Here is a 21,436-nt window from a genome sequence, read left to right as displayed (position 1 = left end):
CAGCGCATGGCGCGATCCTCCTCGCATGGCGGGTTGGTGGTATCCTGACAGCGAAGGTAAAAACACGATCCCGTTGGGTAGTCGGGATGCGGGCAGCCCGTCGCGGCACGCCCGTCAGTAACCTGCCACTTGGGTTGTCCCTCCTTCACGTAAGCGCACGTGGCTGCCACGTGCGCGTGAGCATGCTCACATGCGACGTGAAGGAGGATACATGGGCATGAGCAAACTCACGGTCCGGTTCGAGGACCCGTTCTGGGTCGGCATCATCGAAGTCGAGGACGGAGGGGACTATCGCGTCGCCCGCCACGTCTTCGGCGCGGAGCCCACGACCCCTGAGGTCCTGCGCTTCGTATGCGACAGGTGGCGGGAGCTTCGCTTCACCGACAGCATCCAGATCCAAACCGAGCAGGCGAAGCGGATCAACCCGAAAAGGCTCCGCAGGATGATCGAAAAGGAGATCCAGTCGAGCGCCCGCCGGGGGACGAAAGCGCAGCAGACCCTCGCCGAGCAGCGCGAGGCGGCGAAGGAGGCGAGCGAGGCCCGCTCGCGCGCCCGCCGCGAAGACCAGCGTCGCGAGAGGTTCGCGAAAAAGACGGAGAAGCGCAAGCGGAAGCACCGCGGGCGCTAAGGCCCACCGCCGCACCCCGCCGTCATCAAATGAGCGCATCGCCATCAAGCCGTCAGCAGCAATGCGATCGTACGGCGCCCGGAAAGCAGGGAATGGTCGACTACGAAGGCCGCATCGTGATGCGGCTGGAGCAGGCGCGCGTCCATCGCGGCATCAGCGTGGCCGAGCTCGCGCGTCGCATAGGCGTCGACCGCAAGCGGCTCTGGCGCGTCCTCAACGGCCAGCGCGCCATGCGGGTCGACGAGTTCGTCAAGCTGTGCGCCTTCTTCGGGGTGGGGATCAAGTCGTTCATCCCGAAAGCCCGAACGGCGCGACGACCTCCAGAGCGTCCTCCGAGGAAGTGAACCCCCCACCCAAAGCAAGAGGCCTGCTCCGTGTACACGGAGCAGCTCTTGGCCGTCGCCCGCGCACGGCAATGCCGGCGGCGGGACGGGACGCGGCGCGCCCCGAAGCTCTCGCGCGGCGGTGCCGAAAGGGGGCGGGCGCTCCCCCTTTCGGGGCGGATGCGCGCGCAACGCCCTCGGCTCCGCTACGCTTTCTGCGGGGGATCCCCCGCGCCCCTGGGGCGGCGGCCCGCCCCCGCCGACACGGTCAGAGGAGGCGAGCCGCCGAAGATGGAGAGGCACCCCAAGCAGATCCACGTGAGGATGTCAGAGAGGGAGATCGCCTCGGCGAAGCGCCTCGCCCAAGAGCTGGGGATGACGGTCTCGGATCTTTTCCGGGCGCTCCTGCAGCTCCCCGCCGAGGCCGTCCGCGAAGGCGGCGCGCTCGTCGTCGTCGACCGAACGACCGCGGCGAGGATATCCCGCGAGATGACGCGCTGGGGGCACCACTACAACCAGGCGGTGCACGCGCTCAACGCCATCGCCTACTACCTGAGGGCGAACGACATGGACGCCGCCGAGGTCATGGAGGAGCTCGCGCGGGCGGAGCGCACTCTGCAGGAGATGCAGCCCGGGATCGAGTCCCTCCGTCGGGAGGCCGCCGCCCTGGGCGAGGGCGCCATAGCCGCCTTGGCAAGGTGAGCCCCGATGCCCATGCTCAAGACCATCTCCGGCCACACCTCCGTCAAGGGGATCCGCCGATACCTCACCAAGAAGAACCGCGCGCTCGCGGAGGACTACGTCAACCTCGACCCGCCCGCGCCGGGCGCGGCGCTCGACTGGGCGGCGGCGATGGACGAGACCCGCCGCCTGTACGGCAACGACTCCGCGTGGCGCGGCAGGCGCGCCCGCACCTACAAGCACTACGTCGTCTCGCCCGATCCCAAGGACCGCGTCCCCCTGGAGGGTCTGCGCGCGCTCGCGACCGAGTGGGCACGCGAGAGCTTCCCGAACCACGAGGTCGCGATCGTCTACCACGACGACAACACGAACGGCATCCCGCACGCCCACGTGGTGGTCAACAATACCGACCTCGAGACCGGCCGCAGGCTCCAGGACCCCGACCCGAAGGCGCTCGCGAGGTCGCTCCAAAGGATCGCGGGAGGCCTCGGCTTGTCCCCGCTTCAGCCGCCCGCCCCCTCCGGCGTCGCCGCGCGCGCCGAGCGCCGGCACGGGCGGCCCGCGCCGAGGACGCTTCGCGAGGAGCACGTCCGCCGGGCGGAGAGGGAGCTCGCGGGCCGCGGGGAGTACTCCTGGGTGGCAGACATCCGAGCGCGCGTGAAGGTCGCGCGCTCGGTCTCCCGCAGCGTCGACGAGTTCAGAAGCCTCCTCTCCGCCATGGGCGTGGCGGTTTCCGACAACTCGCCCAGGGCGGCCCGGAGGGACTGGGTCTACTCCCTCGCCGACGCGCCGACCCGGAGGGTGAGCGGGGAGAGGCTCGGCCTGTCGTACGGGCGGGGGCGGCTCGAGCCCCTGCTCCGCGCGGGCGGGGCGAGAAGGATCTCGGACATGGGCGAAAGGGCGGTGGCCGCAATCGCCCGCCGCGCGGTCGAGGTGGGCGACCTCGAGGAGCTCAAGACCCTGTCCGACGCGGTCGCCCTCATCGAGTCGTCGCGGGCGACGTGCGCCGCGGATCTCAACGAGCTCGCGGCGAGGGGCGCGCCGGCGCGCCTCGTCGACTTCGCCCGAAGGTCGGGCATCCTCCCCGAGGAGCGCCCCGCCCCGCCAAGGGCGCCGCAAGGGCGGGCGCTTCGGCAGGCCGCCCGCCGCGGGCGGCCCTCGCTCGACGACGCGCCGGGCGGATCCCGCAGGGACGGAAGGGAGAGGGAGGGCCGCCAGAGGTGATCATCAAGGCGTACTATTCCGGAGGGCGCATCGACGTCTTCGACACCGACCACCTCGTCGACGGGGTGCCCCAGCCAGGCAACCTGCTCACCAACTACACGCTCGACCTGTCCGACGTGGCGGACGACAGCCTCTGGCTCCGCTCCTACTACCACGAGGCGGTCGACGCGTACCGGGACGAGACGGGGCCGACGGGGCTTCCCGTCGCCCGCAGGCGCGACGGATGGAGCTTTCTCATCGCCGACGCCGACGACTTGGAGCGGCTCAATCGGCTGACCATGGACGGCGAGACCGTGCTCGCGCGGGTTGCCGGCGAGCTGGTCGACGCAGCGGCCCTCTCCTGGGCGTGGGAGTGCGCCGAAGAGCTGGCGGCGAAGGCAGCCGTGGCGTACCGATTCCTCCTCGGAAGCACCGGGGCCCAGGAGGCGGTCGTGCTCGATGCCATGGGGGTTCCCGCCGAATGCTTCGAGGCGATGATGGCGGGCCAACTCTCCGAGGCCTCAAGCGGGCCGCGGTTCTGATAAGCGCAGTTTCATTGCGGCAAGGACTGCGACGGACAAAACCGCACTCTTGCGATGGGTGCAGATTGCCAGCCCTTCATAAAAAGCAGTAACTGGGCCGATTCTTCTCTTGTCGCCACTGGTTCGCCGGGACTTTCTTTTTTGATCCAAGCAGAGAATCCTCGTCTAAACGGGCTGGGGAAAACAAAAAACACGCTATACCCGCAAAGAGCAAACCTTACCTGATAAGTGAGCTGGCGCATGGCGGTTAAGCCAGCAAAATGCCCTCACGTCGAGGTCCCGCGCCAATCCAGAAAACGTGCTAGGTGGCGGAGATGGCGATACTCCCGCGCGCGAGCAGGAGCACGGTCTGCGATGGAGCCTCCTTGGAACGACCTCCCTACCGCCGCGGAGGATGATGGATAGGAAGAAGGGGCCGCTTCGCGTTCATAGGCGAGTTCCTCGAGTGGAGCGAGCCGTATGCGACGTGATTGCAGCCAGACAGATTCCTTCGGGGTGCCCCGTTTTGATTCGAGCAGGGATAGTTCCCGCCTAGATTAACTAGGCGGTTTCCTGATGCTCCTCCGCCTACCAAGCCAAGGTTGCTTCTGCCGAGATGCCATGAGCATAAGAGTTGACGGTGACTAACTTTGGTGGCAAAATTCCCCAGAACGAAAGATATCTAAGTTACTTTTGAAGGGAGGTGACCGCAGTGAGCAACGGCAACTACCAGGAGACGCACGAGCGCATCTTGAAGAGCGGTCTTGCGGCGTTTCTGGAAGAGGGGTTCGAGAAGGCGAACCTGCGCAGGATCTGCAAGGCTGCCGGCGTGACCACCGGGGCGTTCTACAAGCATTTCAAAGACAAGGAGGCGCTCTTCTCGGAGCTGGTCGAGCCGCTGGCGAGCATGATTCGCAAAGCTTACGCCCAAGGCGAGAAGCGAGGTTTCGCCGGGTACGACGAAGGGAAGCCCGTGACCCCGGAGCAGGTGCGCGCCGCGCTCGAGGCCAAGGCGGCGGGGACGCTCGCGACCACGGCGATGCTGTACTCCCATCGCGACATCTACGAGCTCCTTGTGTTCCGCTCCTACGGCACCCCCTACGAGCACTTCCTGGACTGGCTCGTCGACGAGGAGGACAGGACCACCCTCCGCGTTCTCGAGCTGATCCACGGCGCAGAGAAGGCTCGAACCGTCATCTCGAAAGAGTCTCTCCACATCGTCAACCACGCGTTCTTCAGCGCTCTTTCCGAGAATATCATCCACGCGAAGAGCATCGAGGAACTCAACGCGACAACCGAGGTCATTTCAACGTTCTTCAATGCGGGCTGGGAGAAATATCGCACGCTTTAACGGCTCTTTCTTTTTTTGCCGTCAAAGATAACTAAGTCATTATTAACCGAGACTATACTTGAGGTGATGCCCATGGCAGAGACAAGCGAGCAAGACCGGCAACGGGACGAAGCGGGGCGAGAGGCTATCAGGCGCCTGTCTGGTTCCGTCAGGGGGCGCGTCATGCTGGCGCAGGCGTTCACCGTGCTTTCGGCGCTTCTGTCCTTTGCGCCGTATTTGGCTTTGGTGTGGCTGGGGGACCTGTTCCTAGCGGGGGAAGGCCCGCTCGCGCAGGCCGATGCGTCCAAGGTGCACGAAATCGCGCTCCTTCTCGTTATGACGTTCCTCTCGCAGCTGTTCTTCCGCGCTCTCGCGCTCATTATCACGCATTTTGCCGACATGAAGCTGCGCTACGTCATCCGCAAGGGTATCGTCGAGCGGCTGAGCCACGCGCCTCTTGCTTGGTTCAGCGCTACGGAATCCGGCAAGGTCAGAAGCGCTGTGCAGGATGACACGAAGACGGTCCACACCGTCATCGCGCACGGGCCGGTCGATCGTCTCAACGGCGTTTTGCAGCCGATGGTCCTTCTGGCTTTCATGCTCTGGGTCAATTGGCGTCTGGCGTTGATCGGCATCGCCACAATCCCCCTCTTTTTTCTGCTGCAGACGCTCTCCATGAAGGATATGGGACCGAAAACCGCCGAGATGAACGGGCACCTTGCACAAGTGTCTTCGACGATGGTCGAGCTCGTGTCCGGCATCAAGGTGGTCAAAGCGTTCGGGAAGACGGGAGAGGCGCATCGTAATTACGCGGACGCCGCATCGGCATTCTCAAAGTCGTACTGGGACTGGTGCGCCCCGCTCATTGGGCTTTGCTCGATTGCCGGCGAGCTCATCTCCTCTCCCTTGCTTCTGCTGATCAACCTCTGCGGCAGCGCGATCGTCATGGGGGCGGGGCTGGCCACTCTCCCCCAGGTTCTCGCGTGCGCGCTGATAGCCATCGTGCTTCCGACCGCCATCAGCGCTGTCGCCAACAGCACATGGTCGTACCAGATGGCCGGTGCCGCCGCTGTCAGGCTGTGCGGGATCCTGGACACGCCGTCGATTTCCGAGTCGGAAACCCCGATGAAGCCCGACGGGGTCGTCATTGAGGTGAGCGGCGTGTCGTATTCCTACGGCGATACCCAGGCCTTGCGCGGCGTCAGCCTTGTCCTCAATCCCGGCACCATGACGGCGCTCATCGGCCCGTCAGGCTCGGGAAAAACGACGCTAGCCACGCTCATCGCGCGTTTCGACGATCCGGAAAGCGGCTCCATCCGCCTCGGCGGCGTCGACCTGCGAGACATCTCCTCCCGCGACCTCTACAGCTCGATCTCGTTCGTGCTCCAGGATCCCATGCTGATTAACGCCTCCATCGGGAGGAACATTTCTTTAGCTAAGCCGGAGGCTTCCCTGGAAGAGATTCGGGAGGCTGCCCGCACAGCACAGATCGACGATTTCATCATGTCGCTGCCCAAGGGGTACGACAGCGTTTTAGGAACGGACTGCTCGCTCTCAGGCGGCGAGAGCCAGCGCGTGAGCATAGCGCGCGCCCTTTTGGCCGACGCGCCGATCCTCATCATGGATGAGGCCACCGCTTTTGCTGACCCGGATTCAGAGCTCGAAATCCAGAAAGCGCTAAACGCCTTGGTCGAGGGCCGAACCGTTCTGGCCATCGCCCACCGGCCCAACGCCGTTCTAGGTGCCGATCAAATAGCCGTGTTGGAAGAAGGCAGCATCGTCGCCCTTGGAACGCATACGGAGATTCAAGACAACGAGCATTACCAGGCGCTTCTCAAGCAGGGAGGCCTCTGCGGCAGTGAAGAAGAGGGCGATGCAGATGAGTAATTCCAAACGCTTCTTACCGAGGCTTCGTCGTTATATGGACGAGAGCGATAGGCGCCAGCACCGTCTGGGAACTCTGCTCTACGCCCTTTCCGGCGTGATGTGCGGCATCGGCCTTGCCATCATGATGCCGGCGACCATGGCTCTCCAGTCCGGCGACCCCCAATGGGGTTTGACATTCTGGAGCTGGGCGGTCGTACTTGCAGCGGTGACAGTCGTCGGTTCGACAGCCTCGTTCTTCGGCACCAAGCTCAGCTATGCAGCGGGGTTAGGCTTCATGCGCAATATGCAGGTGGTCATCGGGAACAAGGTGTCGCGTTTACCGCTCGGCTGGTTCAAGGCGGACAGCGCCGGAAGGCTTTCGCGCATGGTCACGCAGGAAATGATCTCGACCGGACAAGCCGCCGCGCTTTATGTCGGCCAGCTCATCAAAAACGCCGCCGCAGCAGTCGTGTTCTGCGTTGCCGTGTGGCTTTGGAGCTGGCAAATTGGAATCATGCTGACGCTTTCCATCCCGATTCTTTTCCTTCTTCTGCGTGTTTCGCAAGCATGCGTCGGAAAAGGAAACGGGCTGGAGGATTCCGCCGAGCGGGACATCGCCGCGAGAATAGTCGAGTTCGCACGGTGCCAAGGAGCGCTGCGCGCCTGCGGTGCGGGCGCCGACTATGCGGAGCTTGAGGGCAGTTTCGTAGAAGGTAGAAAGCGGTCGATCCGCGGCCTGTGGTGGAGTGCCCTCGGCGAAATTCTTTCCGGGGCGAGCGTGCAGGCGCTCGTCGTGGGCATGATCATCGCGGTGAGTTGCTTGGGTGCAAACGGAAGCATCGGGGCGCTTGAGACGGTGGTCATGATCGGCGTCGCATTGAGGTTCACCACCCTACTCAACGAGGTCGCCTCAGCCCTATTCGGCATGGAGGACCGCCGGGCAATGCTTGACGGCATGGACGAGGTCGTCGAAGCGGCCGAGTTGCCGGTCGTGGGCGAGTCGAGGGCTTGTCCGACCGACGCAAGCGTCCGAATGGGAGGGGTTCGCTTCTCTTACATGAAGGAAAAGCCAGTCCTTCGAGGGATCGACCTCGACGTTCCGGAAGGCAGCATGGTCGCCATCGTGGGTCCGTCCGGCTGCGGCAAGACGACCTTGCTCAAGCTGATCGCGCGTTTTTACGACATCGACGACGGAACGGTCAGGATCGGCGGCGTAGACGTCCGCGATATGACGACGGAAGACCTTTTCTCTCGGGTGTCCTTCGTTTTCCAGGACGTCTACCTCTTTAACGACACACTGCGAAACAACGTGCTTATGGCGAACCCGGACGCTTCGGAGGAACAGCTTCGCGCGGTCGCCGACCTTGCCGGGGTGACGGAGGTCGTCGAGCGCCTTCCTGAGGGCTGGGAGACGCTGTGCGGCGAAGGAGGTCGCTCGCTTTCCGGCGGCGAGCGGCAGCGTGTTTCCATCGCTCGAGCACTTCTCAAGCAGGCTCCCATCGTGCTTCTGGACGAGGCGACGTCGGCTCTCGATGCGGAAAACGAGAAGAACGTCGTTCGTTCAATAGAGACGCTCAAACGGGGCTCCACGCTCATCGTGGTCGCGCACAAGCTCGAAACCGTGCGCATGGCGGACAAGATCGTGGTCATGGACAGCTCGGGCAAGGTTGCGGAGATGGGAACGCACGACGAGCTGATCGACCTCGAAGGAGAATACAAAGACTTCTGGGACAAGCGCACCGCGGGCTCCCAGTGGCAATTGGCATAGCAAACCGAGCAAAAGGAGGCTCACATGAAACTGAAGGACATCGCGACAATAGCGGTACTGGGAGTGATCGGATTCGCCCTCGGGATGGGCGTCGGCATGATAACAGGCATGTTCGGCGCGCTTTCCATGTACGTCTCGGCGGGATTCGCGGCCTTCTTCGTCGGTCCTGTCTACGTCATCATGGCGCGCAAGGTGCAAAAACGGGGGACGGCCTTCTGCTTCTGGTTGATCTACGGCGTGCTCTACGCGATCATGGGCTTCGCCGTCGCGACGCCCCTGTGCCTGATCGCGGGCATCGTCGCTGAGGTCATCGCCGGCGACTACGGAAACAAGAAGAGGGTGTGGCTGTCGTTTTCGGCATCGATGTTCATCTACTCGATGCACATGATAGTGTTCGTGCTCGTTCTGGGATCCGATGGACTGGCGACTTTCGTCGAGAGCATCTCGCTTGAGCAGGCGCAGCAGATGGTGGCGATGTACACGGTCGATATGATGGCCATCTGCGTGCTGATCAATATTGTGACCGAGCTTCTGGCCGGGCGTTTCGGAATGTTCATTAACGACAAGTTCTTCGAAAAGGGCGCGAAGGAAAGCAGGCTGGGTTGATGGGGCGAACGGGTTTGCTCGACGGCGGGCGCGAGGGGCATCTGCACCCGCTGACGCTCTTCGCGCTGACGCTTCTGGCGCTTATCCAAGCGTTTCTCGCCAATCAGCTGGTATATGCCCTCGTGCTGGCGCTGTCGTTTCTCGTCCTTTTGGACGTCTCGCCGGCGTCCTTCTTGAGGCAGCTCGCGCTCTTTGCGGTGGCATGCGGGGTCGTGCAGCTGATCCTGCATGTCGACATCGGCTATGTCACGAGCATCTTCCTGGGCGTGGCGGTTTTGGTGGTGAGGGTCTTCCCTGTCGTCAACGTCGGTTGCGCCCTCATGATGACGAGCTCCTCGAAGCTTCTGGCGAGCATGCGCAAGCTGCACGTTCCGAACAGAGCCGCAGTCGGCGCAGTCATAGGGTTGCGCTTCCTCGACGAGATGGGCGGCCGCGTGAAGGAGATAAAGCGCGGGATGCGGGTTCGCGGGCTGCGCCCGAGCCCGCTCCGCCCGGTGCGCGCCTTCGAGCTCTACTTCGTTCCCCTTGTGTACAAGTGCCTGCACGTGAGCGAGACGCTCGTCTCCTCCGTGATTTCGAAAGGAATCGAAGCGGATTGCGAAAAGACGAGCTACCGAAGTCTCTCCTTCGGTCTGCTTGACGGCGCCGCCTTGGGCGCCGGAGTCGCTCTTTTGGGGGTCGCGGTATGGGTGTGATTGACGTCGGCATTCGGTCTTTCTCGTACAAGGGAGAAGATCTCGCGGCGTTGAAGAACGTGCGGTTTTCGGTGGAGCGCGGCGAGCTCGTCGTGCTCACTGGCAACTCCGGATGCGGGAAGACCACTCTCATGCGGGTTATGAACGGCCTGATTCCCGATCAGTACGAAGGTGAGCTCGATGGGAGAATCGAGCTTCTCGGGAAAAGCCTGGGAGAATTTTCCTCCGGCGAGCTTGCCCGTGCGATCGGCAACGTGTTCCAGAATCCGACCGACCAGTTCTTCACCCGCAAGGCGGCCGACGAGGTGGCCCTCGTCGGCGAGAATCTGGGCATGCCTCGCGAGGAGCTGATCGAAAGGGTCGAGTCGGCTTTCGAGAGCATGAAAATCGCGCATCTGGCGGGCAAGGACCTCATAGGCCTCTCGGGAGGAGAGAAGCAGCGCGTCGCCATAGCCTCGACGCTCGTCTACGACACCCAGGTGATTTTCTTCGACGAGCCGTCCGCCAGCCTCGACCACGAAGGGATAGAGGACTTTCGCCGAATCCTCGCCGATTTGAAGGCCCTCGGCAAGACCGTCGTCATCGCCGAGCACAGGCTTTACTTTCTGGCGGATCTCTACGACAGGCTCTACGTCATGGCAGGCGGTCAAATCATCGATTCGTTCGCAGCGGGTCGGCTTCGTGCTGAGGATTGCGCGCGCTATGGGCTTCGTGCACTTGATTTGCACGGCTTGAATCCGGAAAACCACCGTCAGCTTGGGGCAGAGACTGCCTCAATGAAGGGCGTTTCGGTCTCCGCAGGCGGGCGAGCCCTGATTGGGCCCTTGACGCTCTCTTTGCGAGAGGGCGAGGTTATGGGCGTCCTTGGGGCAAACGGAGTCGGAAAGAGCACGCTCGCCCGGGCGATGTGCGGCCTTGCGGGCGGTCGACAGGCCTTCTCGTGGGGGGTTGGACCGCGGCAGAGGCTTCGCCGATCGTACTACATGATGCAAGACGTCGATTACCAGTTGTTCTTCGACACGGTGGAAAACGAGATCCTGACCGACCAGAAAAACATCGACGACAACCGTCTCAACGAGGTAGCGCGTATCGTCAAGGCCATCGACCTATGGGACAAGAGGACCGAGCATCCGCAGAATCTATCGGGGGGCCAGAAGCAGCGTTTGGCGCTGGCTTGCGCCTTTTTGAGCAGCAAGAAGATCGTCGTTCTGGATGAGCCGACATCGGGCCTCGACTTCATGCACATGGCGAGGATCGCCGGGCTCATCGAGGAGCTTGCCAAAGGCCGTCCCGTGGCTGTCATCACCCATGACCTTGAGTTTTTGTTCAAGGTCTGCACTTCGGCTCTGATGGTGGGGCGGAGCGGCTGCGAGAAAGTCGATCTGCGAGCGCACGGGTCCAGCGAAAGCGTCCTTAGGTTTATGGGGCGCGTTCGCTAGTTGCTTTCACTTAACGCAGTGGGAGTCGACTCCATGGCTCTTTTCGAATGGCAGAAGGGGCGTGTCACATGGAGCAGACCCAGGTTTTTCTTCGATAAGGGGGACAACATCACTAATAGGTCGATCTCGTCATCTTTGCCGATGCAAAGTCGGCTCATGTCGCAGATTGCCCGTGATGCTATCCATGTCGCCTGCAGGGGCTTGGCGAACGAGAGGATGATTGAAATGAGGGATGACGCCAACGCTGGCTGCGGCGCACGGAGCAGAGTGCCAACCGAATCCTCGGAGGACTACCTCGAGGCCATCCTCGTGATCCGCCGCCTGCGCGGGTCGTGCCGCAACGTGGACATCGCCGAGCGCATGGGCGTCGCCAAGCCGAGCGTCACCAAGGCGCTCGGCAACCTGGCGCGCAGGGGCCTCGCCGAGGTGGTCGGCCGCGACGTGCGGCTGACCGAGGAGGGCGGGCGCCTCGCCGAGGCCACCCTCGCCAAGCACCGCTTCTTCGAGCGGCTGCTCGCCGAGTCCGGCGTGGACGCCGAGACCGCCTCGGCCGAGGCCTGCCGCATGGAGCACTGCCTGTCGGAGGAGTCGTTCAGGAAGCTCGCCGACCGCCTCGGCAGCGGCGGGCGACGGCCCGGAAGCCGCGCCGCGTCGGAGCGCCCGGAAGAGACATGAAGCACATCGGCCTCATAGCTGCGAGGATGGAGCAGGCGCGCTGGGAACGCGGCATCGGCGTGGCGGAGCTCGCCCGCCGCGTCGGCGTCGACCGCAAAAGGCTTTGGCGCGTCCTCAACGGCGAGCGCGTAATGAGAGCCGACGAGTTCCTCGCCCTCTGCGTCGCCCTTCGCATCGACCCTCGCTCCTTTGTCAGCAGAGGCATGGTCAGGGAGGTGGCGGAGAGGTCGCTTCCGAGACGAAGGGGCGCCTGAGGCCCCCGACAAAAACGCCCTTTCCGAGCGCATGAACGGGGGAAGCCGCCCGCAGGCGGCTTCCCCCGTCTTCACCTCCCTTCCCCGCTCGCCTCGGCGAACGCGTCCTCCATGGCGCGCTCGCTTTCCGCCCCCGCCCTCAGGCAGGCGTACGCCGCGAGCGTGCAGAACCCCATGAGCGCTCCGAGGACGTGCAGCGCGACCGCCATGGCATGCCCACCCCCTTCCCGATCACCGGCAGTCACGCTCTAAAGGGCGGGGTGCCCCCTCCCTCTCCATCGCCTTCGACGCGCCGCGGGCGGTCTCCGCCCGCTCCGACAGGCCGCGGCCGTCCCTCGAATGCTCCTCCGAGTAGCGCCTGCGCGCTTCGGTGAGGGCCTCCTTGATCTGCGAGGGGGAAACGGTGAGCGTCTCTTTCGCCCACCTCCCGTCCTCGCCGAGGACGGGGCGCCCCTCAGCGTCCAGCACCGACCTGCTCAGCCTCACCTCTCGGTCGGCGAGCAGGGGGATGTCGCGCCAGTGCTCCCCTCTGAAGCGCGAGGGGTTCACGTAGAGGGGGCTGAACTCGTAGCCGCTCACGTCCCTGCCGTCTATCACCGTTCCCGAGGGCAGGCGCGCGACGTTGAACGCCCTCGCCTCGCCGGTCCTCCTGTCCGTGTACTCGATCCCCTCGCGCACGAACGCCTCGTGCAGGGATATGTACACGTTCTTCCTCTCCGTCTGCTCCGTCATGGGCTCCTCCTCTCCCCGCGCGCCGCCTCGCGGCGCGCGGATGCTCCTATCGCCCGTCCTCGCCTACCGCGTAGACGAGCGTTCTCGAATGGTCGGTCTGGTACGAGCAGGTGGCGAAGCACACCACCCTCTCGAAGCGCTCGGGCTCCTCGAGCACCACCTCGCTCTCCGCGAGCTTGCGCCTCATGTACGCGTCGAGCTCCGCGCCCTCGAGGCCGACGCCGAGATCTTCCGACCGGGCGTCGACGACGTTGGCGGCGACGACCCGGAGCCGCTCTGCCCCCTCCGGGGTGAGCAGCCAGACCTCGCGATGCGCCTCCGCGTACGCGCGGTCCGAGTACTTCGCGAAGTCCGAGAACATCGACCCGTCGACGAGGTGGTGGCCGTACACGATCGCGAACGCGGACCGCAGGCCTCCTTCTGCCGCGCAGTCGGCGCCGACGTACGGGCATCCGCGGTAGCTCGGCTCCCCGTACAGGTCGACGGCGAGGTAGCGCTGCGGATCCGAGGCGGGCGCCTGCACGACCGCGTAGTCCACCCTCGTTCCGGGAGCCCTCACCCAGGCGACTGCGTCGGGGTTCTCCGCGAGGAGCCCCTCCCAGTCGACCCCGTCGGCAAGGGGTTCCGCCCCGCCTTCCGCGGACGCCGCGGGCGCGAACTCCCCGACCGCCGCGTCCGCCCTTGCGGCCGCCTCGGCGCGGGGCGCGACCTCGGCTGCGAGCGGGGCGAGCTCGAGCGCCAGGGGAACGCACAGCGCCGCCCCCGCGAGAACCGCCGCCACGCGAGGGGCGCGCCTCGTTCCCATGCTCTCCCCCTCTCCATCATTCCCGGCGGTCGGCGCCAGGCGCGTCGTCGCCGTCGACGCGGTGGCCGGGGCGGAAGGCGACCGCCAGCCCGACCGCCGCGAGGGCGGCCGCCACGGCGAGGCCCGCCCAGTTGTCCGCAAGCCAGCCCGCAAGTGCGTCGCCCGTCTGGTCGAGCCCTTTGAGCGGGTTGCCGGGCGCGCCCTCGGGCTCCGTCGGGACGACGGACGCCTCGGACGATGCGGGGTCGAGCCCGTCCGCCGTGAGCGTCGCCTCGTTGGCGAGCTCCTCGCCGACGCGCGAGCCCTCGGCGTCGATCACGGCGTCGTAGGTGACGATCGCGCGCTCGCCTTCGGCGACGTCCCCGATCCTGACGACGAGGTTGCCGTCGGCGTCGAGCTCGGCGGTGAAGGCGTCGTGAGGTTCGCCGCCGATCTGCACCGCGACGCTTTCGAGGTCGATGGCTATGCCCTCGTCGGGCGTGTCGGTCACGACCGCGTCGACAAGATCGCCGTCGAGCGCGTTGACCGCGACGGCGTAGGCGACCGTATCGCCCGGAGCGGGCGTCGGGTTGTCGACGGTTTTCTCGATGGGCGGGCTCTCCGGCTCGGGCGGCGCGTCGACGTCGCCGACGACGTCGACGCTCTCAACGGCCTCGAGCGGTTCGTCGAGGTCGTCGGAATCGAGGACGGCGACGTTGTCGACCGTCGTCCCGGCAAGGGACGCGTCCTCGACATCGGCGGTGTAGCCGATGACGATCTCGTCGCCTTCGAGCAGGTCGCCGAAGGGGATCTCGAAGCCGTTGCCGATGATCGTCGCGCCGACGTCCTCCTGCGCGCGCCCGTTGAACGTCACGCTGATCGCATCGAGGTCGATCGGCATGCCGGCGGGCATCGAGGTGTCGCCGATGCGCACGTTCTCCGCGTCGGCGTTCGCGACGGCGGTGATCGTGTAGGTCACGGTGTCGCCGACATGCGCGGTGTCCTTGTCGGCGGACTTCACAAGGTCGATCGCCGGCTCGTCGCCGCGCACCGTCACGTGCTCGTCGTCGCGAAGCGGCTCGTCGATCGTGTCGGAGTCGAGGTAGGCCGTGTTCACGACGGACGTGCCCGCAAGGGCGGCATCGCGGACGGTGGCGGTGTAGGTGATCCTGGCGACGTCGCCTGCTGCCAGGTCGCCCAGATGCGCGGCGAAGCCGTTCCCGTCGACGTCGAGCTGGAAGGACGGCACGTCGACGCCGTTGATCTCGAGCTCGATGTTGCGCAGGTCGATCGGCATGCCTTCCGGCAGGCTGTTGTCGCTTATCACGACGTTTTCTGCAGGGTTGTCGGCGACGGTCGCGGTGAGCGCGTAGGTCACGATGTCGCCGACGCGCGCCTCGTGGACGTCCGCCGCCTTGTCGAGCGCGGCGGCTGCGCGCGGCGCCACGATCTCCACCTCTTCGACAGCCGAAGATCCGACCGCGTTGTCGGCAGAGCTCGAAGCGGCGTTGCGCACCGAGTCGTCGACCGACTTGGCCGTCGCGTCGTAGGCCACGACCACCGACTGCTCGTCGGCAAGGGACAGGCCGGTCTCGATCGTGTAGCCGACGATGTTGCCCGCTTCGTCGCGCTCGTAGACGGGCTCGACCTGCACAACCTTTCCGTCGGGGCCGGTCACCTGCAGCGTGCCCTCGACGATCGACATCGATTCGGGATCCTGCAGCGCGTCGCCCACGACGACGTTGTCCGCCATGACGTCCTCGCGGGCCTGCGTGGTCGTCACGGTGTAGTGGGCCGTCTCGCCGACCTGGTACACGTCTTTGTCGGCGGCCTTGGTCGTGACGAGCTTGGCTCCCTTGACGTCGACGACCTCGTCGTCGGTCGTCGCCGTGTTGGGCTCGTCGGATACCACCAGCGCGGTGTTGTCCACCGTCTGACCCGCCAGCTCTGCATCCTGGATCTGGACGCGGTAGCACACGGTCAGCTCGGTTTCGCAGGAAAGCGAGTCCGGGCGCGGGTTGCCGGGGTCGAAGCCGAGGGGGTTCGAGCCTTCCGACCATTCGATCGCGCCGTCTTTCCAGACGGGGCGGTTCTCGATGAGCTCGGCCGCGCTTTCGTGGTCGGCGCCGGCACCTTCCTCGATCGCCTTGTCGATCTTCGCCATGACCGCATTGAAGTCTTCTTCCGTCGCGGTTTGCAAAAGCTCGTCGTAAAGATCCGCCAGATCGGCAGTGGAGGCCGCGACGAGGTCGCGATGCGTTTCGATAATGAAGGTTTCCGCGCCCTGGGGCGAGTGCTTGTAGGTGATCGTGCAGTCGTCGGTGATCTCCTCGCCGCGGCTGTCGTAGACCTGGATCGAGTCGCGAAGCAGCTCGACGCCCTCGGTTCGCGCGAGGTCGCTGATGACGACGTTGCGAGCGAGGGTGCCGGGCCGGGCGTTCACCGCCTTGATCTCGTAGGTCACGACGTCGTTCACGGAGAACGCGTCGTTCGACGCCTTCTTGTCTACCGCGAAGGAGGGCTGGTTCACCCATACGAGCTCCTGGGCGCTATCGCCGTCGGGGTCGTTCGCGGCCTCGATCTCCGCCTCGTTCTCGATCTCCCAGCCCGCGACAGCGGACTCGGGATATGCTCGGTATATCAGTGTGATCGTCTGCCCGTATGCCAGGTGGTCGATCGTCATCCGCCAGCCGGTCCCGGCAGGGTCGATGCGCCACGCCGGAGTGACGGGCTCGGTCTGGTTGTGGACGTCGTCCTCGCTGCCGACCGGGTACTGGATGGTCGCGAGCGTCCCCTCGGCGCGGTCGCCGATCCACGTCATCGGAACGGCGGCGCCGTTCTCGGTCAGGCCCTCGATCATGAGGCTGCCGTCGTTGTTGCGGCCGACCTTCATGCCCTGCGGCAGACTGTCGTCGCCCACGACGACGTCGTGGGCGATCGTGCCGGCCTTGTCGTTCGCGAGCGTCACGGTGTATTCGACGAACCCGGGGTCCGCATCGGACGGGCCGACGTGCGCCTCGCCGCGGTCTGCGGACTTCTCGACCGAAACGTCGGCGGTGTTGACCCACACCTCGGCCGGATCGTCGTAGTCCATCGTGTTGTTGCCGTGGATGCTCGCGTTGTTCACGATCTCGTAGCCGTTGCCGGAGCTCGTCGCGCGGCCCTGGTAGGTCACGACGAGGGTGTCGCCGTAGCCGAACTTGTCGAAGGAGTACGACCACGTGTTCTCGTTGATCTCGGGTGCGGGAAGGTCGGCGATGCCGGTCGCCTGCACGGATTCGGGGATGAGCTCGAGGCCTTCGGGCAGGTTGTCCGATACGACCGTCTCGCGGGACTGCGCGTTCTCGACGGTCTGGCGGTAGGTCGCGATGTAGGAGATGACGTCCCCGACCTCGTATTCGTAGGAGTCTGCCTGCTTGTCGACCTCGAAGCTCGGCTCGAGGAGCCCCACCCGCACGGGCGTCCCATCGACGCGGCCGTCGGAGTTCCACACCTGCGAGCATTCGTTCCACACCTCGAGGGCGCCGTCGGCGGGGTACTCCGTCAGCTCGGCGCGGAAGACGAGCCGGTAGTGCTGGCCTCTGAGGTCGAGCGATGCGAGGAAGTCCCGGTAGAACTCGAAGCGGACGATGTTCTCGCGCGTCTCCTCGTTGCGTCCCTCGTAGACGACCTCGCCGGCGCCCTCGACGCGGTCGCCCCCCTCGTCGACGAGGTAGCCGCTGCCGTCGACGTAGCGCATCTCCCAGGGCAGGTAGTCGAGCACGTCCCACGTCGTGTAGCGCCAGCCGACGCGGGCGTTCTCGCCCCAGGTGAGCGCCTGGAAGTCGACCGTGAACTCCACCTGGTCGCCGACCGAGACGCCCTCGTCCCTGTCGGCGGACTTGGAGATGTCCGGCCATCCCTCCCCGCCGGTGGGCGGGGGCGGCGGCGTGGTGATGAACTCGTTGGAGAGCGCGAAGAAGGACTGGGCCGTGCCCGTCCCCATCCACGACGTGCCGAACCTGATCACTGCCGGGGCGAGCGGCGTGCCCTTGTCCTCCGTGGTGTCGTAGTAGGCGCCGACGAGGCCGTCCCGGTACTCTTCGGGGAAGTCCGTGCCGTTCTCGTTGAGCCCGACCCCGGGCGAGGCGGCGACGTGCCCTCCCGTCGAGAGGAAGTCGTTCTCGTTGGAGACCTCGGCGCGCCACACGCTGCCGTCGTAGGAGAAGGTCTGGAACATGTCGAGGTCCATGCAGGTCATATGGCCCTTGACCGGGTAGGGGTCGTTCGTGCCGGGGCGGACCCACTGCACCTCGACTTCGAGGTCGGTGATGCCGAGCGTGTAGAAGTTCACGTTGTTGTGGTAGCCCTCCTTGCCGACGTCGAGCCCCGACCCCGCGTAGGCGTCGTAGGCTTCCGACACGTACACGCCGGGTCTGAAGATCGGGAAGCGGTCGTACTCCCAATGGGACTCCCAGCCTCCCTCGGGCTCGAGGTAGTTCCAGTCGGTGAGGGTCACGACCATGTCGACGGGCACGCCGTCGTAGCTCCCGCCCGTGAATCGCAGCGCGAACCCGCCGTAGCCGCTGTTGCCGTCGATGAACGCGGCGAAGCCCGCGCCCTTCGCGAGCTCGGTCACGGTCGTCGCGTCGGGCTCCTCCTCGGTGTTGTGGAACATGTAGGTCGCGATGCCCTCGCCGTCGGGGCCGAAGTCCGCGGGGACCTCGACGAAGCCCCGCTCGACCTCGACGCCGGTCCACTCCACCGACTCCTCGTACCCCTCGGGGGCGAAGTCGTCCTCGTCCACGCGCTCGATGGGGGGCGGCGCGGCGTACGCCGTCCCCGGCAGGGCTGCCGCCGGAGCGACCCCCGCCGCGAGGAGCAGCGCGAGGAGCGCCCTGAGGAGCCTTCCCCCTGCGCCCGCAGCGGGCGGGGCCGCCCCGAGGGCGGCTGTCGCCGATCCCTTTGTAGCGTTCATTCTCTTCCTCCTTCTCACGGTTCGTATCCTCTGCCGCTGCGGCGGGCGCGCCGCCCGCGGGGGGGCTCAGGGGCCCCGCGCGGTCCCCCTCACCGCCCTCACCCGCCCAGGATGTCGCGGGCCCACGACCCGCTCTTCACGAGGGACAGGATCAGCAGCACGCACATCGCGAGGTACTGCAGCGCGTAGGACAGGCCCCCGACGACGGTGTCGACCACGGGCGCCCCCGCGCTCGCGGCGTTCAGGCCGCCGAGCACGATCGGGAACGAGACCAGGAGCACGAGGATGATGACGCCCGCGAGGCACACCGCCGCGAAGTTCCTCAGGTACCCGACGCCCATCTGGCGCGTCTCGTCGAGGGAGACGAGCGCCAGCGGGATGGGGCTGAACGCCGCCATGACGTAGATCTGGATGGCGCGCGCCCAGCTCACCACGAGCGCGACCACGTAGGCGACGATCACCACGAGCCAGCTCACGAGCGCGACGACGAGCATGGCGAGCAGGGCGGCGACGTCGTCTTCCGTCGTCGCGATCGAGACCTCGGCCAGGTCGATCTCCCCGCCCTCGCCGAACAGGCCGACGACCCTGTCTATCGCGAGCCTCGCGACCTCGTAGACCGCCTGCATGAGGTCGAAGCTGTTCTGGATGAGGAACAGGAACACCGCGAAGAACACGAGCATGAGCACGACCTCCTTGACGCCGGGCATGCTCGCGTTGCCGTCCATGCGCTGGGAGACCTTGATGAGCTGGACGGTGAACACGAACGAGAGCATCCCGCACCCGATGGGCAGGATGGCCGCGTCCCAGACCCCCCTGACGACGTCGTGCATCGTGACGTCGCCCGCGCCGCCGAGCATCTGGTCGAAGTCGGCGGACAGGACGCCGTCGGCCCCGATGGACGCGAGCATGCTCGTCTGGCCGGCGAATATCCAGTTGCACGTGTCGCGCAGGATCCCGCACAGCCACGCGTTGATGTCCTCGGCGATGCCCCCGAAGGCGGGCTGCGGGAGCGCGAGCGCGGCGGACAGGATGATCGCGGTCGCGGCGAACGCGATCGCGAACCCGTCGCTGCCCGCGGCCCTTCTTACGGCTTCCATGGCCCGCCCCTATCCGACGACGGAGAACGATCCGCCCTGGTAGATCGCCGTGACGATCGTCGAGGCGGCGTCGTCGAGATGAAACGTCGCGCTCACGCGGCCCCCTTCGACGTCGATGAAGACCTCGCCGTCGAAGCTCGCCTCCGTCGCCGTCGGGGCGCAGCGCCGCGCCCATTCGGCTATCGCCTCCTCGAGCTCGCCCGTCCTGCCGTCCACGAGCGCCGGGTAGGGGTCGGCGACGCCGACGACGCGCAGGGCCGATTCGGGGGCGGCGCCCTCGACGTAGCTGCCCGACAGGGCGAACCCGTCGCTCGTCACGGTCGCGCCCCCTTCGGCCTCGTCGACGACGATCGTCGTCGACAGCGCCCCGCCGGAGCCGTCTCGGACGATCTCGACGTCGAGGTAGCGCTGGCCTTCGGAGCCGCCCGCGCCCACGACCTCGAACGCGGCGACGCTCGCGGACTCCCCGTCGGACTCGACGAAGGACCCGTCCCGGAAGGCGATCGTGCCGCCGGACCCGTCGGGCGCCGTCCACGCCGTCCCCCTCAGGATGGAGAGGGTCTCCGAGGCGGCGGCTTCCGCGGCGCCCCCCTCGGAGGGCTGCTCCGCCCCCTCCTCGGGGGCCGTGGCCTGCTCCGCCCGGGCGGGCTCGGGCGGGACCGCCTCCTCGGCGGCGCGCTCGGCCGAGCACCGCACCGCCGTCGCGGCGACGACCACCGCCACCATCCCGATCGCGGCGGCGACCATCAGCTTGTTCTTTCCCTGCATGGCTCCCTCTCCTTCCTCATCTGTACCGGACCGCGCAGGTGAAGTACGCGATCCCCGTCGCCCTGCGGCACACGTCCCCTGCCTGGGGCTCGTGGATGTACTCGTCCCCGCCGACGTAGATGGCGACGTGCCCCGGCCTCCAGAGGATGTCCCCGGGCTGCGCCTGGGAGAGGGGCACGCGCGTCCCCGCGCTCGCCTGGTCCTCCGAGTAGCGGGGGATCGCGATCCCCGCCTGCGCGTAGCAGTACTGCGTGAGCCCCGAGCAGTCGAGGCCGACGCCCGGGGTCGAGCCGCCCCAGACGTAGGGCACGCCGAGCTGGCTCTCCGCCGCCGCGACGACGGCGGCCGCGACCGCCCCGCCCGAGCGGAACTCCTCGAGGGTCATCCCGTCGAACCGCCGCAGGCCGTACTGGTCCATGACCGCCTTGAGCGACTCGACGTACCCCGACGACGTCGCGTACCCCGCGTCTTTGAGCCCCTCCGCCATCAGGTCCGAGTCGCACGCCTCGATCGCCGCGGCGACGAGGGGGTTGTCGGAGTAGGGGTGGTTCGAAAGGAGCACGCGGCTGCGGAAGACGATGCAGTCGCGGTGGCTCTTGAACGACGCGAAGTCGGCCATGACGCCGACGAGGCCCCCGTCGACCTCCTCGCTCGTCGCCCACGACCCCTTCCCGGCGATCTCGGGGCACCCGAGGTAGGAGGGCGACCACTTGATGCCGAAGAGGTTCTTGCCCCTCTCGGCGAGCGCGGAGAGCCGGTCGCCGTCCCCGCCCTCGAAGATGATCTGGGCGATCGTGCAGCCGGCGGGATGCCCGTACTCCTCCTGGCACTCCAGCGCCGTCTCCACCATCTCGACCGTGACGTAGGGCGGCAGGCCCGCGACCCCCTCCCTCGAGGAGGCGTCGTCCCAGAACCCGAAAAGGGCGCTCGCGACCTGCGCTGCGGCGAGCGCGGAGAGCACGAAGCAGAGGACCGCCGCGAGGATCCCCGCCAGGGGCCCGGCAGCCGCCGACGCCGACGCGGCGATCGCCTTCGCGGCCCCCTTCCCCGCGGCGCGCGCCGCGGGCGCGGCGGCCCGGGGGGAGGCCCCCTGCGCGGCGCGGGCGGAG

General features: G+C 66.3%; 20 protein-coding genes. 13 read left to right on the top strand and 7 right to left on the bottom strand.

Annotated features, from left to right (window positions below):
• Positions 1-211 precede the first annotated feature (211 nt).
• From QNJ86_RS03580 to QNJ86_RS03520, 13 genes are all read left to right on the top strand, one after another.
• Positions 212-628 (top strand): YjdF family protein, encoded by a 417-nt coding sequence (locus tag QNJ86_RS03580; protein ID WP_283831220.1) that lies wholly within the window; start codon positions 212-214, stop codon positions 626-628.
• Between the two features lie 92 nt (positions 629-720).
• Entirely contained in the window at positions 721-972 is a 252-nt protein-coding gene (locus QNJ86_RS03575; RefSeq protein ID WP_283831219.1) for a helix-turn-helix domain-containing protein, read from the top strand.
• Between the two features lie 270 nt (positions 973-1,242).
• Complete coding sequence (locus QNJ86_RS03570; RefSeq protein WP_283831218.1) at positions 1,243-1,653, top strand: hypothetical protein; 411 nt, start codon at positions 1,243-1,245, stop codon at positions 1,651-1,653.
• A 6-nt stretch (positions 1,654-1,659) separates the two neighbouring features.
• On the top strand, positions 1,660-2,856 hold the full coding sequence (locus QNJ86_RS03565; protein WP_283831217.1) for a relaxase/mobilization nuclease domain-containing protein: 1,197 nt from the start codon (positions 1,660-1,662) through the stop codon (positions 2,854-2,856).
• On the top strand, positions 2,853-3,377 hold the full coding sequence (locus QNJ86_RS03560) for a hypothetical protein (RefSeq protein ID WP_283831216.1): 525 nt from the start codon (positions 2,853-2,855) through the stop codon (positions 3,375-3,377). Before QNJ86_RS03565 ends, QNJ86_RS03560 begins: the two co-directional genes overlap by 4 nt.
• A 691-nt stretch (positions 3,378-4,068) precedes the next feature.
• On the top strand, positions 4,069-4,707 hold the full coding sequence (locus QNJ86_RS03555) for a TetR/AcrR family transcriptional regulator (protein ID WP_283831215.1): 639 nt from the start codon (positions 4,069-4,071) through the stop codon (positions 4,705-4,707).
• Between the two features lie 72 nt (positions 4,708-4,779).
• Positions 4,780-6,573 carry an ABC transporter ATP-binding protein gene (locus tag QNJ86_RS03550; RefSeq protein WP_283831214.1) on the top strand — a complete coding sequence of 598 codons (1,794 nt, stop codon included), beginning with the start codon at positions 4,780-4,782 and terminating at the stop codon, positions 6,571-6,573.
• Positions 6,566-8,320 carry an ABC transporter ATP-binding protein gene (locus QNJ86_RS03545; RefSeq protein WP_283831213.1) on the top strand — a complete coding sequence of 585 codons (1,755 nt, stop codon included), beginning with the start codon at positions 6,566-6,568 and terminating at the stop codon, positions 8,318-8,320. The genes QNJ86_RS03550 and QNJ86_RS03545 overlap by 8 nt, the downstream gene beginning before the upstream one ends.
• Positions 8,321-8,344: 24 nt before the next feature.
• Complete coding sequence (locus tag QNJ86_RS03540; RefSeq protein WP_283831212.1) at positions 8,345-8,926, top strand: MptD family putative ECF transporter S component; 582 nt, start codon at positions 8,345-8,347, stop codon at positions 8,924-8,926.
• Complete coding sequence (locus QNJ86_RS03535; RefSeq protein ID WP_283831211.1) at positions 8,926-9,621, top strand: energy-coupling factor transporter transmembrane component T family protein; 696 nt, start codon at positions 8,926-8,928, stop codon at positions 9,619-9,621. The genes QNJ86_RS03540 and QNJ86_RS03535 overlap by 1 nt, the downstream gene beginning before the upstream one ends.
• Positions 9,612-11,060 carry an ABC transporter ATP-binding protein gene (locus QNJ86_RS03530; RefSeq protein ID WP_283831210.1) on the top strand — a complete coding sequence of 483 codons (1,449 nt, stop codon included), beginning with the start codon at positions 9,612-9,614 and terminating at the stop codon, positions 11,058-11,060. The genes QNJ86_RS03535 and QNJ86_RS03530 overlap by 10 nt, the downstream gene beginning before the upstream one ends.
• 225 nt (positions 11,061-11,285) lie before the next feature.
• The gene (locus tag QNJ86_RS03525; RefSeq protein ID WP_283831360.1) at positions 11,286-11,735 is read left to right on the top strand and encodes a metal-dependent transcriptional regulator; all 450 of its coding nucleotides are present in this window, start codon (positions 11,286-11,288) and stop codon (positions 11,733-11,735) included.
• A complete protein-coding gene (locus tag QNJ86_RS03520; protein WP_283831209.1) occupies positions 11,732-11,989 on the top strand; it encodes a helix-turn-helix domain-containing protein in 258 nt (85 codons plus the stop codon). Before QNJ86_RS03525 ends, QNJ86_RS03520 begins: the two co-directional genes overlap by 4 nt.
• 71 nt (positions 11,990-12,060) lie before the next feature.
• On the opposite strand, the gene QNJ86_RS03515 is transcribed toward QNJ86_RS03520, so the two are convergent.
• The 7 genes from QNJ86_RS03515 to QNJ86_RS03485 form a co-directional block, all read right to left on the bottom strand.
• Complete coding sequence (locus QNJ86_RS03515) at positions 12,061-12,198, bottom strand: hypothetical protein (RefSeq protein ID WP_283831208.1); 138 nt, start codon at positions 12,196-12,198, stop codon at positions 12,061-12,063.
• A gap of 22 nt (positions 12,199-12,220) precedes the next feature.
• Positions 12,221-12,721, bottom strand: a complete 501-nt coding sequence (locus tag QNJ86_RS03510) for a DNA gyrase (RefSeq protein ID WP_283831207.1) — start codon at positions 12,719-12,721, stop codon at positions 12,221-12,223.
• 46 nt (positions 12,722-12,767) lie between these two features.
• Positions 12,768-13,502 (bottom strand): class B sortase, encoded by a 735-nt coding sequence (locus tag QNJ86_RS03505; RefSeq protein WP_283831206.1) that lies wholly within the window; start codon positions 13,500-13,502, stop codon positions 12,768-12,770.
• A gap of 40 nt (positions 13,503-13,542) precedes the next feature.
• On the bottom strand, positions 13,543-18,462 hold the full coding sequence (locus tag QNJ86_RS03500; protein WP_283831205.1) for an isopeptide-forming domain-containing fimbrial protein: 4,920 nt from the start codon (positions 18,460-18,462) through the stop codon (positions 13,543-13,545).
• Between the two features lie 98 nt (positions 18,463-18,560).
• Positions 18,561-19,559 carry a VirB6/TrbL-like conjugal transfer protein, CD1112 family gene (locus QNJ86_RS03495; protein WP_283831204.1) on the bottom strand — a complete coding sequence of 333 codons (999 nt, stop codon included), beginning with the start codon at positions 19,557-19,559 and terminating at the stop codon, positions 18,561-18,563.
• Between the two features lie 9 nt (positions 19,560-19,568).
• Positions 19,569-20,327 (bottom strand): hypothetical protein, encoded by a 759-nt coding sequence (locus QNJ86_RS03490; protein ID WP_283831203.1) that lies wholly within the window; start codon positions 20,325-20,327, stop codon positions 19,569-19,571.
• A 16-nt stretch (positions 20,328-20,343) separates the two neighbouring features.
• Positions 20,344-21,436 (bottom strand): NlpC/P60 family protein (locus QNJ86_RS03485; protein ID WP_283831202.1); only part of this gene is annotated, 1,093 nt, incomplete at its 5' end.

The sequence above is a fragment of the Gordonibacter faecis genome (assembly GCF_030077735.1).
Taxonomy (GTDB): domain Bacteria; phylum Actinomycetota; class Coriobacteriia; order Coriobacteriales; family Eggerthellaceae; genus Gordonibacter; species Gordonibacter faecis.
The sequence above is the reverse complement of the archived record's forward strand: the minus strand, read 5'-3'. Positions and strand labels throughout refer to the sequence as shown.

Excerpts from the sequence above, each read along its gene's own strand:
- QNJ86_RS03580 (WP_283831220.1), top strand. The coding sequence starts at position 212 with ATGGGCATGAGCAAACTCACGGTCCGGTTCGAGGACCCGTTCTGGGTC.
- QNJ86_RS03575 (WP_283831219.1), top strand. The coding sequence starts at position 721 with ATGGTCGACTACGAAGGCCGCATCGTGATGCGGCTGGAGCAGGCGCGC.
- QNJ86_RS03570 (WP_283831218.1), top strand. The coding sequence starts at position 1,243 with ATGGAGAGGCACCCCAAGCAGATCCACGTGAGGATGTCAGAGAGGGAG.
- QNJ86_RS03565 (WP_283831217.1), top strand. The coding sequence starts at position 1,660 with ATGCCCATGCTCAAGACCATCTCCGGCCACACCTCCGTCAAGGGGATC.
- QNJ86_RS03550 (WP_283831214.1), top strand. The coding sequence starts at position 4,780 with ATGGCAGAGACAAGCGAGCAAGACCGGCAACGGGACGAAGCGGGGCGA.
- QNJ86_RS03545 (WP_283831213.1), top strand. The coding sequence starts at position 6,566 with ATGAGTAATTCCAAACGCTTCTTACCGAGGCTTCGTCGTTATATGGAC.
- QNJ86_RS03540 (WP_283831212.1), top strand. The coding sequence starts at position 8,345 with ATGAAACTGAAGGACATCGCGACAATAGCGGTACTGGGAGTGATCGGA.
- QNJ86_RS03535 (WP_283831211.1), top strand. The coding sequence starts at position 8,926 with ATGGGGCGAACGGGTTTGCTCGACGGCGGGCGCGAGGGGCATCTGCAC.
- QNJ86_RS03530 (WP_283831210.1), top strand. The coding sequence starts at position 9,612 with ATGGGTGTGATTGACGTCGGCATTCGGTCTTTCTCGTACAAGGGAGAA.
- QNJ86_RS03525 (WP_283831360.1), top strand. The coding sequence starts at position 11,286 with ATGAGGGATGACGCCAACGCTGGCTGCGGCGCACGGAGCAGAGTGCCA.
- QNJ86_RS03520 (WP_283831209.1), top strand. The coding sequence starts at position 11,732 with ATGAAGCACATCGGCCTCATAGCTGCGAGGATGGAGCAGGCGCGCTGG.
- QNJ86_RS03515 (WP_283831208.1), bottom strand. The coding sequence starts at position 12,198 with ATGGCGGTCGCGCTGCACGTCCTCGGAGCGCTCATGGGGTTCTGCACG.
- QNJ86_RS03510 (WP_283831207.1), bottom strand. The coding sequence starts at position 12,721 with ATGACGGAGCAGACGGAGAGGAAGAACGTGTACATATCCCTGCACGAG.
- QNJ86_RS03500 (WP_283831205.1), bottom strand. The coding sequence starts at position 18,462 with ATGAACGCTACAAAGGGATCGGCGACAGCCGCCCTCGGGGCGGCCCCG.
- QNJ86_RS03495 (WP_283831204.1), bottom strand. The coding sequence starts at position 19,559 with ATGGAAGCCGTAAGAAGGGCCGCGGGCAGCGACGGGTTCGCGATCGCG.
- QNJ86_RS03490 (WP_283831203.1), bottom strand. The coding sequence starts at position 20,327 with ATGCAGGGAAAGAACAAGCTGATGGTCGCCGCCGCGATCGGGATGGTG.